This is a genomic window from Streptomyces sp. NPDC107471 (assembly GCF_055582845.1).
This window is the reverse complement of record NZ_JBVJPC010000008.1, coordinates 336,882-352,483: the sequence shown is the minus strand read 5'-3', so window position 1 is coordinate 352,483 and position 15,602 is coordinate 336,882. Positions and strand designations below refer to the sequence as shown.

Here is a 15,602-nt window from a genome sequence, read left to right as displayed (position 1 = left end):
AGGGCGGGCGGGGACACCGACCGAACCCGCCCGCCTCAGGTGTCGTTGCTCAGGGGATGGCTGAAGCCCTGGTCGGAGATGAGACGGGCACCCGCGGCGAGTTCCGTGGCGAACCGTTCGACGGCCTCGTAGGGGAAGCGGTGGCTGGGACCGCTCAGGGAGAGGGACGCGACGACCCGGCCCGTGCGGCCCGTGACCGGGACCGCCACGGCGGTGAGTCCCTCGTCGAACTCGCTGCTGCTGACGGCGTAACCGCGCTCCGCGGCCTCCGCGGCCCAGGTCCCGAGACGCCCGGCGTGCTCCTCGCCCTGCGGGGAGGCGGCCGCCACCCGGCGCAGGAACGCCTCGGAGGCGTCCCGCAGCAGGATCTTGGAGGAGGCGCCGGCCCACAGCGGCTGCTCGTCGCCGACGTCGACGACATGGCGCAGCGGATGCGGACTCTCCTCATGGGCGACACAGATGCGGTGCACGCCCCGGGCGACGAACAGGTTGACCGTCTCGCCGAGCCGGTCCGCGAGATCGCGCATCACCTTCCGCGTCTCCTGCGGCACCTCCCACTGGCCGCGGGCGAGATAGGCCCAGCGCCACAGGGCGGGCCCCGCCGTGTAACCGGACGGGTGCGAGCCCAGCAGGCCGGTCTCCTCCAGGGTCTGCACCAGACGCAGCGCGGTCGTCTTGGCGAGCCCGGTCGCCCCGGTGATCTCGCGCAGGGTGATCACCGGGCGGTCCTCGGTGAGCAGGGTGAGGATGTCGAAGGCCCGCCGCACACTGCGCACCCCGCCCGCCTGCTGGTCCGCCGCGCCCTCGGCCCGCGTCCGTCCGTCGCTCACCCGCTGCCTCCCCGTAGGTTCCGCACGGCCCTCGACCGCTGCTGCCTCCGACGGTAGTCCGCTCTGCGGACCGAGGAAACCAAGACATCGCGGAAGTCCTGCTCAGCACGGCAGACCGCACCCAGCACCCTTGTCCGACGAGTCGAGGCCGCCTAGTCTGACCGCAGAGTGGATCGAACGGACCGTCTAGCGGTCGTCGAAGCTTCAGTGGATGCAGCAGCCCGTACGACACAGGAACGGATCGCGACCCATGACGACCTGCCGGAGCCGATGCGCGGGCCCGGTGGAGTGACCATGGGCGCGCGAGAGGTTCGGCCGAAGCAAGGATTGCCGCAGCGGACGTGCCGGACCGCCTGGTGGACCGGAGCGGCTGCCGCTGACCTCCGAAGACGTGGTCCGGCGCCGACGCGCGCCGCGCGGCCCGACGATCCGCGACCACAGCCGGCGACCTCACAATAGGACCGACCTCGGGAGCGACCATGCGGAAGTCCATCGCCACCGTCTGTCTCAGCGGCACCCTCACCGAGAAGCTGACGGCCGCCTCACGGGCGGGCTTCGACGGCGTCGAGATCTTCGAGAACGACCTCCTCGCGAGCCCCCTCGCCCCGGAGGAGATCGCCGCCCGCACCGCCGACCTGGGCCTGCGCATCGACCTCTACCAGCCGATGCGGGACATCGAGGCCGTCCCCGAGGAGCTCTTCGCCCGGAATCTGAGGCGGGCCCGGCACAAGTTCGAGCTGATGCGCAGGCTCGGCGCCGACACCGTTCTGGTCTGCTCCAGCGTCTCCCCGCACGCCGTGGACGACGACGACCTCGCGGCGGAGCAACTGGGCCGACTGGCCGACCTGGCCCGGGAGTCCGGCATCCGGGTCGCCTACGAGGCACTGGCGTGGGGACGGCACGTCAGCACGTACGACCACGCCTGGAAGATCGTCCGGGCCGCGGACCACCCGGCGCTCGGCACCTGCCTGGACAGCTTCCACATCCTCTCCAGGGGCTCCGACCCCAGGGGCATCGAGGACATCCCCGGCGACAGGATCTTCTTCCTCCAGCTCGCCGACGCCCCGCTGATGGCCATGGACGTCCTCCAGTGGAGCCGGCACTACCGCTGCTTCCCGGGCCAGGGCGGATTCGACGTCGCCGGACTCCTGCGGCACGTCCTCGACACCGGATACGACGGCCCCCTGTCCCTGGAGGTCTTCAACGACGTCTTCCGTCAGGCGGACGCGGGCCGTACGGCGCTGGACGGACTGCGCTCCCTGCTCGCCCTGGAGGAGAACGCCGGAGTCCTGCCGCTCCCGGCCCCGGTGGTGCCCTCGGGCGTCGCCTTCGCCGAACTCGCCACCAGCGACCCCGAACCCGTCGGCGAACTCCTCACGGCGCTCGGTTTCACCCGCACCGGCCGCCATCACGGCAAGCCGGTCGACCTCTGGGAACAGGGCGAGGCGCGTGTCCTGGTCAACACCGGGACCGGGGGCCGCCGTACCGACACCACCCTGGCCGCCGTGGGCCTGGAGACCGCGGACCCGGCCGCCTCCGCGCGGCGGGCGGAGGCCCTGCTCGCGCCCGCCGTGCCCAAACGCCGCGGCGCCCAGGACGTCCCACTGGAGTCGATCGCCGCCCCGGACGGCACCGAGGTCCTGTTCTGCGCGACCGGCCGCGCCGAACTCCCGGACTGGACGGCCGACTTCGGGCACACCGCCCAGGCCCCGCCCGGGGCCGCCCTCACCATCGACCACCTCGCGCTGACCCAGCCCTGGCACCACTTCGACGAGTCGGTGCTCTTCCATCGCACGGTCCTGGGCCTCAGCCCCCACGACACCGTCGAACTCGCCGACCCCTACGGCCTGTTCCGCAGCCGCGCCCTGTCCGCCGGCTCGGACGGGCCCCGACTGGTCCTCAACCTCGCGCCCACCCCGGAGGAGGACGGCGAGACGCGGGCCCGGCACGTGGCGTTCGCCGTCGACGACATCGTCACCGCGGTCCGCCGCATCCGGGCGGCCGGGGCACGCCTGCTGCGCGTCCCGGCGAACTACCACGACGACCTGGAGGCCCGTTTCGACTTCGCCGAGGGGGAGTTGGAGACGTACCGCGAGCTCGGCATCCTCTACGACCGTGACGAGCGGGGCGGCGAGTTCCGGCACTGCTACACCGAGACGGTCGGCCATGTCTTCTTCGAGTTCGTGCAGCGCACGGGCGGCTACGCCGGGTTCGGCGCAGCCAACGCGCCCGTCCGGCTGGCCGCACAGCGACGGTAGGAGTCGGGAAAGCACCCACGGGCCCGAGCGGGAGGTGTGTCATCATCCGCCGATGACCTCCGAAACGATCACCGCGGACGCGGCAGGCACCTGGACACTCGGCGATCTCACCGTGCACCGCGTCGGCTTCGGCGCGATGCGGCTGACCGGCAGCGCGGCCTTCCACCTCGGCACCCCGAGCGACCGGCAGCGGTCGATCGCCGTGCTGCGCAGGGCGAGGGAGCTGGGCGTCAACCACATCGACACGGCGGCCTTCTACTTCTCCTCGCTGCGCTCCGCCAACGAGCTGATCAACAGCGCCCTGTCCCCGTACCCCGACGACCTCGTCATCGTCACCAAGGTCGGTCCGTTCCGGAACTACGCGGGGGAGTGGGCGACTTCGGCCCGGCCGGAGGACCTGCGTGGCCATGTCGAGGAGAACCTGCGCCAGTTGGGCCGCGACCACCTCGACGTGGTGAACCTCCGGCGGATGCGCCAGGACTCGATCGCCGAGCATTTCGGCGCCCTCGCCGAACTCCGCGACAAGGGTCTGATCCGGCACCTCGGCGTCTCGGACGTCGAGCCCCGCCATCTCGCCGAGGCGCAGGCGATCGCTCCGGTGGTGTGCGTGCAGAACCGGTTCGGGCTCGACGCGCGCGACTCGGGCACCGACGAGGTCCTGCGGATCTGCGGCGAACAGGGCATCGCCTTCGTGCCGTTCTTCGCGATCGCGGGGGACGGCGGCTCCCGCGGCGCCACCGCCGGCCACGACGAGGCGGTCCTGGCCGTCGCGCGGGCGCACGACGCGACCCCCGCCCAGGTCCGGCTCGCCTGGACCCTCGCCCAGGGTCGGCACGTCCTCGCCATCCCCGGCACCGGCAACCCCGACCACCTCGCCGAGAACGTCGCGGCGGGCGCCCTCCGGCTCACCGACGAGGAACTGCGCAGGCTCGACTCACTGCGTCAGCAGGCCGGTTGACAGGTCACACGACCCACACGCCGTCCTCCATGACATGCCGCCCGCGCATCTCGTGCACGCCGTTGAGGGCCTGCACGGTGTGCGGGCGCACCTGGAAGAAGGCGTAGGAGTCACTGTCCTCGCGCGGGTCCCAGCCCGTCTTCGCCCGGAATGCCTCGATCGCCGCGGCCGGCACGTCCTTCCCGCCGTACGTGCGCACCTCCCCGTCGATGAGCACGACGTCCTGGGTGTCCCCGAACGCCAGCCGGGTACGGCCGCCGTCGCGCAGATTGCGGCCGGTGGGGTTGGTGATCCGCGTGGACAGCCAGACGCACTCGCCGTCCCACACGAACCACAGCGCCACCAGACACGGCAGCCCGTCGGCGTCCGCCGAGGCCACCCAGACGTCCCTCTCCCGCTCCAGCCGATCCAGCACGTCCCGCTTGCGCTCTGCGGCGCTCCGCCCCTCGATGACCGTCATGCCCGCGACGCTACCGGCCCCCACCCCCCACCGCCTCGGCCCCCGGCCCTACGACCACAGCCCGAGACACCCCCAACTACGAAAGCCGGCCCGCCTGATGCCCCTACGGTTCCAGAGGTTCCGCCCTCGGAGCCATGCGGCCATCGCCGGCCTCGAGAACCCGGTCCGCCTCCGCGCCGCGCCGCGCCGCGACCCCGACCGCACCGCATCCCCTCGGCACAAGTCGGCCCGCCTCGGCCGCCGCCTGGTCACCGCGCGACCCCCGCCGCCTCCGAGCAACCGACGGCACCGCCCCGCCGCCCTACCCCAACCGCTCCCGCAGGAAAGGCACCGTACGCTCCCAGGCGCGGGACGCGGACTCGGCGTCGTAGGTCGGGCCGCCGGTGTTGAAGAAGGCGTGGTTCGCCGGGTAGAGGTGCAGGTCCGGGGTGATTCCGGACTGCTCGTGGACGGCTTCGCGCAGGGCGTCGAGGCTCTCCGCCGGGATGGTCCGGTCGAGTTCGCCGTAGTGGCCCAGGATCTGCGCCTTCAGGCCCGAGAAGTCCGGGAGTTCGCCCTGGATCACGCCGTAGAACGGCACCGCGGCACTCACCCGGGGCTCCGCCGCCGCCAGGTACAGGACGAATCCGCCGCCCATGCAGAAGCCGACCGCGCCGACGGTGTCGGAGGTGACCTCGTCCAGCGACAGCAGGTGGTCGACCGCGCCGGACAGCAGTTCCACGCCCCGCGCGACCGGCAGCGCCTGCATCATGCGCAGGGCCTCGGCGTTGTCGTGGGCGACGTTGCCGCCGTACAGGTCGGGAGCGAGCGCGACGAACCCCTCGGCGGCCAGCCGGTCGGCGACGTCGGCGATGTGGTCGGTGAGCCCCCACCACTCCTGGATCACGATGACCCCCGGCCCGCTCCCGGACGGCGGCAGCGCCAGGTAGCCGTGCGCGGTGGTGCCGCCGCTCGGGAAGGTGACGTTCTGGTGGGCAGGTGCTCCGGTCGACTTCGGCAGTTCGGCCATCGTGCTCGACTCCTGTGCGGTCCGGTGGAGGGGGCGCCGGAGCCGTGACCCCGGCGGTGATCACCAGCCTGCCACGCGTCGCGCGGACCGCCGACTCGGGGCCCCGGAGACCGGACTGGCGTCGCCGTAGTTTTACGTATAACCTCTCCCGTCAACCACCCGTCCCGAGAGGTTCCGATGAGACGCGTCGCCCTGGTCACCCTCGTCGTCGACGACTACGACGAGGCGCTCCGCTTCTACACCGAGGCCCTCGGCTTCCACCTCGTCGAGGACACCCCGCGCCCCGACGGCTCCCGCTGGGTCGTCGTACGCCCTGACGGGCGCGAGGGCGGCACCGACCTGCTGCTCGCCCGCGCCAAGGACGAGGCGCAGCAGGGCCGGGTGGGCGACCAGACCGGCGGCCGCGTCGGCTTCTTCCTGCACACCGACGACTTCGCCCGCGACCACGCCCGCATGCTCGCCGCGGGCGTCACCTTCCTGGAGGAGCCCCGCCACGAGCCCTACGGCTCGGTCGCCGTCTTCCAGGACCTGTACGGAAACCGCTGGGACCTCCTCCAGCCCGCCGCCTGATCCTCCCGCCACCCCGCCGGACGTTCGAAGAAAGACCCCGCCATGACTGCTACGCGCGTAGATACCGACCTGATCCGCCGCCTCCCGAAGGCCGTCCTGCACGACCACCTCGACGGCGGCCTGCGCCCCGCCACCGTGGTGGAGCTCGCGGCGGAGATCGGCCACACCCTGCCCACCACGGACCCGGACGAGCTCGCCGCCTGGTACTTCGACTCCGCCAACTCCGGCGACCTGGTGCGCTACATAGCCACCTTCGAGCACACCCTCGCGGTCATGCAGACCCGCGAGGGCCTGCTGCGCACGGCCGAGGAGTACGTCCTCGACCTGGCCGCCGACGGGGTCGTGTACGGCGAGGTGCGCTACGCCCCCGAGCTGAACACCAAGGGCGGGCTGGCCATGGCCGAGGTCGTGGAGACCGTGCAGGAGGGCCTGGCCGCCGGTATGGCGAAGGCCGCCGCCGCGGGCACCCCGGTCCGGGTCGGCACCCTGCTGTGCGGGATGCGGATGTTCGACCGGGTGCGCGAGGCCGCCGACCTGGCCGTGGCCTTCCGGGACGCCGGGGTCGTCGGCTTCGACATCGCCGGTGCCGAGGACGGCTTCCCGGCCGCCGACCACCTGGACGCCTTCGAGCACCTGCGCCGCGAGAACGTGCCCTTCACCATCCACGCCGGCGAGGCCCACGGCCTGCCCAGCATCCACCAGGCCGTGCAGGTCTGCGGCGCCCAGCGGCTGGGCCACGGGGTGCGGATCACCGAGGACATCCCCGACCTCGCGGGCGGCAAGCTCGGCCGCCTCGCGGGCTGGGTCCGGGACCGCCGTATCGCCCTGGAGATGTGCCCCACGTCCAACCTCCAGACCGGCGCGGCCACGTCGATCGCCGAGCACCCGATCACGGCCCTCAAGGACCTGGGCTTCCGGGTCACCCTCAACACCGACAACCGGCTGGTGTCGGGGACGACGATGACCCGGGAGATGTCCCTGCTGGTCGAGCAGGCGGGCTGGACCGTCGAGGACCTGCGCACGGTCACGGTGAACGCGCTCAAGAGCGCCTTCATCCCGTTCGACGAGCGCAAGGCCCTCATCGAGGACGTCGTCCTGCCGGGCTACGCGCTCTGAAGCAGCCCCCGCAGATACGCGGCCTGTCCGACGTGCTGGAGATCGTCGGACAGGACGCTGACCAACCGCACCCCCAGCGTGACCGGCGGGTCCCAGTTCTCGTCCACCACCCGCTCCAGGTCGGCGGAGCTCAGCCCGCGCAGGGCTTCGAGACTCTGGGCGTGCACGGCGTCGTAGTAGCCGGTCAGCACGTCCGCGGAGTCGACCCGCACCTTGCCCACCTGCGCGGAGGTGTGGCCGTAGCCGATGTCGCGCGGCTTCAGGTCGAGGCCGAACCGCTTCTCCCAGTCCTGGGTCAGCCACACCTGGTCGAGGCCGAGGGCACCGGCCACGTGGTCGTCCTGGACGCGGGTCAGGTGCCAGACCAGCCAGGCCACGGAGTTGGCGTCGGGGCCGGGACGGTGGTTGAGGTCGTCGGGGCCCAGGCCCTCGACGACGGCGTGGACTTCTTCCTGGATGCGGCCGAAACCGTCGATGAGGATGTCCTTTGCATGCATGACATCCACCATCGCGCATCGCGCCGCGTCACGCGTCGGAATCCCGCCCCGAGGGCACGAGCGTAAATCCCGCCCCGACTCACGCGTCGGGGATCCAGCTCCCGTGGAAGCCCAGCGGCACCCGTCCCGGCAGGTGGATCCGGGCCACCGGCTCGCCCGTGAAGTCCTGGGCCGCGAGAATCAGCAGGTCACAGGCCCCGCGGTCGGGGTTGTGCACATAGGCGATCGCGTACCCGTCGTCCTCGGCGGCCCTGTCGTCGCAGGGGTCGGACGGCACGAACACGGCCTCGCTCGCCGCCGCCCCCCGGGGCAGCCGGTGCACCTGCGAGGTGCCCCGCAGCAGGTCGTGCTTGATGAGCGCGTTGCTGAACGCCCGGTCGGGCGGATTGCCGTCGACCGCCTGGTAGGCCCGCATCATCTCCGCGGCCGCCGCCGAGTATCCGTAGCGGTGCCGGCGGGACACCAGCGCCTCGTTGACGCGCGGGAACTCCTGCGGCCGGTCGTCGAGGGTCCGGGTCCGCACCCGTCCCTGCCGCAGGTCGACCGTCCAGCGGTCCAGTCGGGGGGTGCTCGCCCCGTACGGGCCTCCCGAGCCGTTGCCCGCCACGAGGAAGGGCGCGTCGAAATTGGTCATGTCGATGACCAGGTTGTCGCCCTCCTCGTACGCGTTGAGGGTGTGCGAGTAGTACACCGGCTCGACCTCGAACCAGCGGACCGCACCTCCCGCGCGCGGCAGCACGCCGACCCGTGCCGGATGCCGGTCGTTCCACACGTAGGGCACGACGTCACCGCGCTCGGCTCCCGCCATGTCGAAGGTGACCGGCATGTCGAGGATGATCACGTACCGCTCGGTCAGCGCGAAGTCGTGGATCATCGGCGCGTCCGCCACCGGGATCCGCGTACTGCGCGAGGCGCGCCCCTGCGGGTCCACGACCAGGTGCCGGACGTGGTCCCAGGTCGGGTAGTAGGCGATCGCGTGCAGTTCACCGGCGTGCGCGTCGAACTTGGTGTGCGCGGTGAACGCGCCCTCCAGGGTGCCCCGGAAGTCGTAGGTGCCCACGGTGTTGAGCTCGTCGTCGAGCTCGTACGGCAGCGGTCCGCTCTCCTGGAGCGCCAGGATCCGCCCCCGGTGGGGGATCACATGGGTGTTGCAGGGGAAGTCGTCCGGCGGCACCGGGCCGGGGTAGGGCTCGCCCAGTTTCTTCGCCACCTGGGAGGAGCGCACCCAGCGGTTGCGGTACCACTCGGCCCGCCCGTCGCGCAGTCGCACGCCGTGCACCATGCCCTCGCCGAGCATCCAGTGGTGGGCGCGCGGGTCCTCCAGGCCCAGGGCGTTCGGGCCGTTGCGCAGATAGCGGCCGTTCAGCTCACGCGGGATGCGGCCGGTGACCGGCAGGTCGAAGGCCGTCAGCTCCTCGGTGACCGGCTCGAAGGCGCCCTCCAGGAACGGGAAGCGGCGCGTGGCCGCCGGGCGCGGAGCCGCGGAGGCGGGTGCCGCGCCCAGACCGGTGCCGATCAGTCCGCCCGCGGCGGCGACCGCCGCGGCACCGCGCAGGACGTTCCGGCGCGTGGGGTCCGTCGTGCGTGCGGAGTTCGTGGTCCTCGTGGGGTCCGTCATGTTCCCTGCTCCTGACCGCAGTTGGCTTCACCGACGGTCATGAGTCTGTGCGGTGGGACGGCTCCGGTCAGGAGGGGTGGGCCCCGTCCTGGGGGTGTTGCCAGACCCCCTCTTCGGCGCGGCGGCTCAGCTCTCCAGCAGGGCCATCAGCGCCCGCGCCGCCGGACTGGTGGCCTGCGGGGGCGGCAGCAGGGCGACGGTCTCGTACACGGTCTCCCCGGTGCCCTTGACGGGCAGGGCCGTCAGCGACGGGCGCTTGTGCCGGAAGTGCTGCGGGACGACGGCCACACCGAGGTTCTCGTCCACCAGGTCGAGCAGACTGTGCACGTCGTTGACCTCCAGCGCGACCGTCCGGCGCACCCCCGCCGCGGCGAAGACCGCGTCGGTGGTGCGGCGCGGCCCCCAGTCCGGATGGAAGTCGACGAAGACCTCGCCGCCCAGGTCCTCCGGGGTCACGGCCGCGCCGGCCGCCGCGAGCGGGTGACTCGGGTGGCACAGCACGGTCATCGGCTCACCGGTCAGCGGTACGGCCCGGAGCTGGTCGGTCTCCTCGGGCGTGCCCCGTACGGCGAACGCCAGGTCGAGACGCCCCGCGGCGACCTCCTCGGCGAGCGCGCCCGAGCCGGCCTGCCGCAGACAGATCTCCACGTCCGGATGCTGCCGTCGGAACGCGGCCAGCAGCCCCGCCACGTTCACCCCGGCGATGCACTGCTCGGAGCCCAGCGCGAGCATCCCGCGCAGCACCCCCTGCACGGCGGCCACGGCCTCGTGGGCGGAGCGCACCTGTGCGAGGATCCGTTCGGCCTCGCCCAGCAGGGCCCGCCCGGCCGGGGTGAGCGTCACCCGGCGGGTGGTCCGCACGAACAGCGGGGTCTGCAGCTCGCGCTCCAGTGCCCGGATGGATGCGGACAGCCCGGACTGGGACACCAGGAGCCGCTCGGCGGCCCGGGTGAAGTGCTGGTCCTCGGCGACCGCCACGAAGTGCTGGAGATGACGCAGTTCCATGATTGAGAAGCCTATCCGTTTAATTCCATCGGATTCTTCTGTTGGACCAATGCCCCCAGGTCGCGAAAGAGTGGGCACGGATTCAGGACTTCGGTTCCCCCGTGCCAACCCCTCTGGAGTCGCGTTGTACACCGCACACCCCGACCGCTACGCGGAGATGCCCTACCGGCGCACCGGACGCAGCGGTCTGAAGCTTCCCGCGATCTCGCTCGGTCTGTGGCACAACTTCGGCCCGGCGGACCGCACCGTCGAGACGCAGCGGGCCATCCTGCGCCGCGCCTTCGACCTCGGGGTCACCCACTTCGACCTCGCCAACAACTACGGCCCGCCGCCCGGGGCCGCCGAGTCCGCGTTCGGCGAGGCCCTCAAGGCCGACCTCGCGGCCTACCGCGACGAGCTGATCGTCTCCACCAAGGCCGGCTACCTCATGTGGCCCGGACCGTACGGCGAGTGGGGCTCCCGCAAGTACCTGCTGTCCTCGCTGGACCAGAGCCTGACCCGGATGGGCCTGGACTACGTCGACATCTTCTACTCGCACCGCCCCGACCCGGACACCCCCCTCGAAGAGACGATGGGCGCCCTGCACACCGCCGTCCAGCAGGGCAAGGCGCTGTACGTCGGCATCTCCAACTACTCGGCCGAGCAGACCCGCGAAGCCGCCCGCATCCTCGGCGAGCTCGGCACCCCGCTCCTCATCCACCAGCCGCGCTACTCGATGCTGGACCGCCGCCCCGAGGACGGTGGCCTGCTGGACGCGCTGGACGAGCTCCAGGTCGGCTCGATCGTCTTCTCCCCGCTGGAGCAGGGTCTCCTCACCGGCCGTTACCTCGACGGCATCCCCGAGGACTCCCGCGCCGCGAGCGACAGCCCCTTCCTGAACTCGGACGCGGTCACCGAGGACCTGGTGCGGCAGCTCCGCCAGCTCAACGACATCGCCAAGGGCCGCGGCCAGACCCTGGCCCAGATGGCCCTGGCCTGGGTCCTGCGCGGTGGCCGCGTCACCTCGGCCCTGGTCGGGGCGAGCAGTCCGCAGCAGATCGAGGACAGTGTGGGCACGATCGCCAACCTGGACTTCGACACGGAGGAACTGGCGAGAATCGACGCGATCGTCAAGGGCTGACATCGCCGCGGCCGGCACGGCCGAGCGGTCGCACCCACCGGGCACCGGCCTCAGGCCGGTGTCCGGTCCGCGTCACACCGCGATCAGCCGGTCCGCTCCTCGATGCGCACGGTCACCGCGTCGCCCACGTCCTTGCCGATCGCCTTCCGCACCTCGGCCTTCACGGGCAGCATGTGGGTGCCGTCCCCGAGCGCCATGAAGGAGCTCCGGAAGGGGTGCCCGTCGATCGTCCCGCGGACCTTGACGAGACCGCGGGTGCCGAAGAACTCGACGGAGGAGGGCCAGCGGACGCAGGTCCAGCCGCCCTTCCCCGGGTTCCTGCTGAGGACCGCGGTGAATTCCGCGTCCACTTTTCCGGTCGTGGCCATGATGTTCTCCCTCGCCGACGGTTCCTTCTCAGGAGACCTCCGACGGGGCGAGAACTCATCGCGGCCGCCGCTCACCGCCCAGGCGGCCGCCACCGCCTTGGAGCGGGCCTGCGGGTCACGCGCGTTCCAGGCTTCGAAGTAGCGGGGCCACGGCGCTCTCATAGCGTTCAGTGTTCGCGGGCACGGGGAATCAGCCTCCATCGAGGTCGTCTGTGCTGGTGGGACCTGCTGCGACAACCCTGCCCGGGGCGCCCGGCACCGTCGATTGCTTCCGGGGTCATGGAGTTTGAACGAGTACCCGTCAGATTTCGGCCAGGAAAGGGGGTGAATATGCCAGGAGACTGGCCAAAAAGACGTGGTGACAGTGTTTCAGTAGTGAACATACTCGACTGACAGGTCCTTCACATCGAGCGAAGAACCCGTCACGTACAGCAGCAAGAGCGCGTACCACCACTGAGCCGCACGGAGAGCGAGGACCCTGCCGGCAGGCGACTGGAGCAAGCGGGGGAGTGGATCGTGCACGACGAATTCCTGTGCCACGTCACGGGGTACGGCATCTGCGACGGGCGGCGCATCGGCGTCCCCCTCGGAACCTACCGTGCGCCCACTCTCGCCCTCGCCCTGTGGTGGCTGCGTGACCGGGCCTCGTGGATCGCCGACCGGCTGGACCCGCAGCCCGGGGCCGAGTACCTGCCGGTGGGCGCGCTGATCCCCGTCGCCGACACCGTGCTCGACGTGCCCACCGTCATGCGGGCCTGGTGCACCGACCTCTACCAACAGGAGTTCGTCGCCGACGAGTTGGCGGCCGGCCGGCTGGTCCGGATCGCCGCGAGCGACGACACCACCGAGTACGAACTGCTCGCCGAGTCCGTGGACGCCGTGCGGATGCACCGGATGGCCTCGACGCTCTTCACCCCGGTCGCCTGATCCGCCTCGCGGCCGTCCGGTCCCGGTCGCCGGGTCGCTCGGCGGAGGCCGACGTGACCCCCTGCCTGCCGCCGTAGTTGCACCCCGCTGCCGCCGTAGTTGCACCCCGCTGCCGCTGCCGCTGCCGCTGCCGCTGCCCGCCGCTCCCTGCCGGAGTCGTGTTCTGCGTCCCGCTCCCTGTCGTCGGAGTTGCCTCACCGCACCCCTGCCCCTGCCGGAGCCGCCTCGTTGCATCTCGCCGCCGATCGCCGGGTCGCCTCACCGCACCCCGCTCCCGCCGATCGCCGGGTCGCCTCACCGCACCCCGCTCCCTGCGGGAGTCCGGCTATTGCTTCCCGCGTCCTGTCCCGGAGGTCCCGCCACCACTTTGCTTCCTCTTGGAGTCGCCCCGTTGCTCCCCCCTCCCGCCACCTGAGTCATCCAGCCGCGCCCCGGCCCCGTGCCCCGACCCGCGCCGCCGGCCCCTCGCTCTCCGCCGCCGACTCTCGTCACCGGGCGCCCAATGGGGTGAATCGGTAGAATTCAGGCATGGCGGAGCGGCCGGTCGCACCGACGGCGCCCGAGCTCGTCCTGGAGACCGACACCGGCTCCACGGTGATGAGCCCGGGCCACGACTACCGCGTGGGACGCGACCCGTTGAGCGACATCGTCCTCGACGATGCCCGGGTCTCGTGGCACCACGCGGTGCTGCGACCCGAGGCCGACCACTGGACCATCGAGGACGAGAACAGCACCAACGGCACCTACGCCGACGGCCGCCGCGTCCACGAGTGGCACGTAGGACCCGGCAGCGTCATCCACTTCGGCAGCCCCTCCGACGGCCCCTGCGCGGTCCTGCTGGGCCTCCCCGCCCCCGAGCGCCCCTCGGCGGTCTCGATGCCCGGGCTCACCGGCACCTTCCGCCGGCCCACCGCGGTCCGGCCGCTGCCCGCCCGCACGGTCCGCATCGGCCGCGCCGACGACAACGACCTGATCGTCGACGACCTGGTCGTCTCCCGCCACCACGCCGAACTGCGCGCCCTGCCCGACGGCAGCTACGAGATCGCCGACCTCGGCAGCCACAACGGCACCTACCTCAACGGCCGGCCCGTCACGAGCGCCCCCCTCGGGCCCGGGGACATCGTCGGCATCGGCCACTCGGCGTTCTCCCTCGTCGGCGACATGCTCCAGGAGTACGTCGACACCGGCGAGGTCTCCCTCGACGTCCAGGACCTCACGGTCGCCGTGGACCGCGGGCGCAAGACCCTGCTCGACCACGTGTCCTTCCCGGTGGGGGAGAAGTGCCTGCTGGCGGTCGTCGGCCCGAGCGGCGCCGGCAAGTCCACCCTCCTGAACGCCCTCACCGGCCAGCGCCCCGCCGACCACGGCACCGTCCTGTACGACGGCCGCGACCTCTACCGCGACTACGCCGAGCTGCGCCAGCGCATCGGCCTGGTCCCGCAGGACGACATCCTGCACGCCCAGCTCACCGTCCGAGCCGCCCTGTCCTACGCCGCCGAACTGCGCTTTCCGCAGGACACCGCGAAGGCCGAACGCCGTGAACGGGTCGACGAGGTCATCCGCGAGCTCGGCCTGGAACAGCGCGCCCGCCAACCCGTGCACAGCCTGTCCGGCGGCCAGCGCAAGCGGGTCAGCGTGGCCCTGGAACTGCTCACCAAACCGTCTCTGCTCTTCCTGGACGAACCGACCTCCGGTCTCGACCCCGGCATGGACCGCTCGGTGATGCACATGCTGCGCGGCCTCGCCGACGACGGCCGCACGGTCATCGTCGTCACCCACAGCGTCCTGAGCCTCGACGTCTGCGACCGCCTCCTCGTCCTCGCACCGGGCGGCCGGATCGCCTACTACGGCCCGCCCGAGGACGCCCTCGCCTACTTCGGCTTCACCCAGTGGCCCGAGGCCTTCGAAGCCTTCGAACGCGACCAGGACCGCGACTGGGCGGGGGACTTCCACTCCTCGGCGTTCCAGCACCAGTACGTCACCGAGGCCACCGCACAACCGCGCACACCCCGCTCCGAACCGGTCATCATCGCGCCCCCGCCCAGGCCCCGCAGCCGCGGCGCCCAGCTCGGCACCCTGATCCGCCGCTACACCGCCGCCCTCGGCGCGGACCGCACCTTCCTCGCCATCATGATCGCGCTCCCCTTCGTCATGGGCGCCATGGCCCGGGCCCTCGCGGGCAGCCAACTGACCCGGGACACCGCGATGAACGCCCTGCTCATCCTGTGCGTCGGCGGCGTGCTCACCGGCGCCGCGAACGCCGTACGCGAGCTGGTGAAGGAACGCGTCATCTACCGGCGGGAACGGGCCGTGGGCCTGTCCAGATCGGCCTACCTCATGTCCAAGGTCGTCGTGCTGGGCACGATCACCGTCGTGCAGGCGGTGGTCCTGACCCTGGTCGCCCTCCTGGGCGTCGACCTCAACGCTCCGGGCGGCGAGGGCGTGGTGATGCCGCCCCTTGCGGAGATCACCCTCGCGGTCGCCCTGCTGGCGTTCACGGCGATGATGCTCGGTCTGCTCGTGTCCGCGCTGGTGCGCAAGGAGGAGGTGACGATGCCGCTGCTCGTGCTGCTCGCCATCGTCCAGGTCGTGTTCTGCGGCGCCCTGCTCAAGCTCGACGGTGTGCCCGGCCTGGAGCAGTTCTCCTGGCTGGTGCCCTCGCGCTGGGCGCTCGGCGCGATGGCCGGCACCATCGGCCTCGCCCGGATCGTGCCCGGCGACCTCACCGGGGATCCGCTGTTCGAGCACTCGGTCGGCGTGTGGCTGCTGAACATCGGCATGCTCGTCGTCCTCTCGGTGTTCTTCGGATTCCTCGTCTCCCGGCTGCTGCGCCGCCACGAACCCGCCGTCATGCGGAAGTAGGCCG

General features: G+C 71.8%; 14 protein-coding genes. 7 read left to right on the top strand and 7 right to left on the bottom strand.

Features of this window, described 5'->3' with window-relative positions; all coding sequences use genetic code 11:
- Positions 1–35 precede the first annotated feature (35 nt).
- Positions 36–830 carry an IclR family transcriptional regulator gene (locus ACZ66S_RS27440; protein WP_469904195.1) on the bottom strand — a complete coding sequence of 265 codons (795 nt, stop codon included), beginning with the start codon at positions 828–830 and terminating at the stop codon, positions 36–38.
- 479 nt (positions 831–1,309) lie between these two features.
- On the opposite strand from ACZ66S_RS27440, the gene ACZ66S_RS27435 reads away from it, so the two are divergent.
- Both ACZ66S_RS27435 and ACZ66S_RS27430 read left to right on the top strand, forming a co-directional pair.
- Positions 1,310–3,088, top strand: a complete 1,779-nt coding sequence (locus ACZ66S_RS27435) for a bifunctional sugar phosphate isomerase/epimerase/4-hydroxyphenylpyruvate dioxygenase family protein (RefSeq protein ID WP_469904194.1) — start codon at positions 1,310–1,312, stop codon at positions 3,086–3,088.
- A gap of 52 nt (positions 3,089–3,140) precedes the next feature.
- Positions 3,141–4,046 (top strand): oxidoreductase, encoded by a 906-nt coding sequence (locus ACZ66S_RS27430; protein WP_469904193.1) that lies wholly within the window; start codon positions 3,141–3,143, stop codon positions 4,044–4,046.
- A 4-nt stretch (positions 4,047–4,050) separates the two neighbouring features.
- Here the strand turns inward: ACZ66S_RS27430 and ACZ66S_RS27425 are convergent, their stop codons facing one another.
- Together ACZ66S_RS27425 and ACZ66S_RS27420 are read right to left on the bottom strand one after the other, a co-directional pair.
- The gene (locus tag ACZ66S_RS27425; protein ID WP_469904192.1) at positions 4,051–4,506 is read right to left on the bottom strand and encodes a pyridoxamine 5'-phosphate oxidase family protein; all 456 of its coding nucleotides are present in this window, start codon (positions 4,504–4,506) and stop codon (positions 4,051–4,053) included.
- 301 nt (positions 4,507–4,807) lie between these two features.
- Positions 4,808–5,515: a dienelactone hydrolase family protein gene (locus tag ACZ66S_RS27420; protein ID WP_469904191.1), complete on the bottom strand. Its 708-nt coding sequence runs from the start codon at positions 5,513–5,515 to the stop codon at positions 4,808–4,810.
- A 177-nt stretch (positions 5,516–5,692) separates the two neighbouring features.
- On the opposite strand from ACZ66S_RS27420, the gene ACZ66S_RS27415 reads away from it, so the two are divergent.
- A complete protein-coding gene (locus ACZ66S_RS27415) occupies positions 5,693–6,085 on the top strand; it encodes a VOC family protein (RefSeq protein ID WP_469904190.1) in 393 nt (130 codons plus the stop codon).
- A gap of 42 nt (positions 6,086–6,127) precedes the next feature.
- Positions 6,128–7,201: an adenosine deaminase gene (locus tag ACZ66S_RS27410; protein WP_469904189.1), complete on the top strand. Its 1,074-nt coding sequence runs from the start codon at positions 6,128–6,130 to the stop codon at positions 7,199–7,201.
- Here the strand turns inward: ACZ66S_RS27410 and ACZ66S_RS27405 are convergent.
- The 3 genes from ACZ66S_RS27405 to ACZ66S_RS27395 form a co-directional block, all read right to left on the bottom strand.
- Positions 7,189–7,698 carry a mycothiol transferase gene (locus ACZ66S_RS27405; protein ID WP_469904188.1) on the bottom strand — a complete coding sequence of 170 codons (510 nt, stop codon included), beginning with the start codon at positions 7,696–7,698 and terminating at the stop codon, positions 7,189–7,191. The two genes, ACZ66S_RS27410 and ACZ66S_RS27405, sit on opposite strands and share 13 nt — an antisense overlap.
- A 79-nt stretch (positions 7,699–7,777) precedes the next feature.
- Positions 7,778–9,316, bottom strand: coding sequence for a carotenoid oxygenase family protein (locus tag ACZ66S_RS27400; RefSeq protein ID WP_469904187.1), 1,539 nt, complete (start codon positions 9,314–9,316; stop codon positions 7,778–7,780).
- 126 nt (positions 9,317–9,442) lie between these two features.
- On the bottom strand, positions 9,443–10,321 hold the full coding sequence (locus tag ACZ66S_RS27395) for a LysR family transcriptional regulator (RefSeq protein ID WP_469904186.1): 879 nt from the start codon (positions 10,319–10,321) through the stop codon (positions 9,443–9,445).
- A gap of 124 nt (positions 10,322–10,445) precedes the next feature.
- On the opposite strand from ACZ66S_RS27395, the gene mgrA reads away from it, so the two are divergent.
- On the top strand, positions 10,446–11,441 hold the full coding sequence (mgrA, locus tag ACZ66S_RS27390) for an L-glyceraldehyde 3-phosphate reductase (RefSeq protein WP_469904185.1): 996 nt from the start codon (positions 10,446–10,448) through the stop codon (positions 11,439–11,441).
- A gap of 83 nt (positions 11,442–11,524) precedes the next feature.
- On the opposite strand, the gene ACZ66S_RS27385 is transcribed toward mgrA, so the two are convergent.
- Entirely contained in the window at positions 11,525–11,809 is a 285-nt protein-coding gene (locus ACZ66S_RS27385; protein WP_469904340.1) for a DUF1905 domain-containing protein, read from the bottom strand.
- Positions 11,810–12,325: 516 nt separating this feature from the next.
- Between ACZ66S_RS27385 and ACZ66S_RS27380 the strand changes: the two genes are divergently transcribed.
- Positions 12,326–12,736: a hypothetical protein gene (locus tag ACZ66S_RS27380; RefSeq protein ID WP_469904184.1), complete on the top strand. Its 411-nt coding sequence runs from the start codon at positions 12,326–12,328 to the stop codon at positions 12,734–12,736.
- Between the two features lie 528 nt (positions 12,737–13,264).
- On the top strand, positions 13,265–15,598 hold the full coding sequence (locus ACZ66S_RS27375; RefSeq protein WP_469904183.1) for an ABC transporter ATP-binding protein/permease: 2,334 nt from the start codon (positions 13,265–13,267) through the stop codon (positions 15,596–15,598).
- The last annotated feature ends 4 nt before the right edge of the window (positions 15,599–15,602 follow it).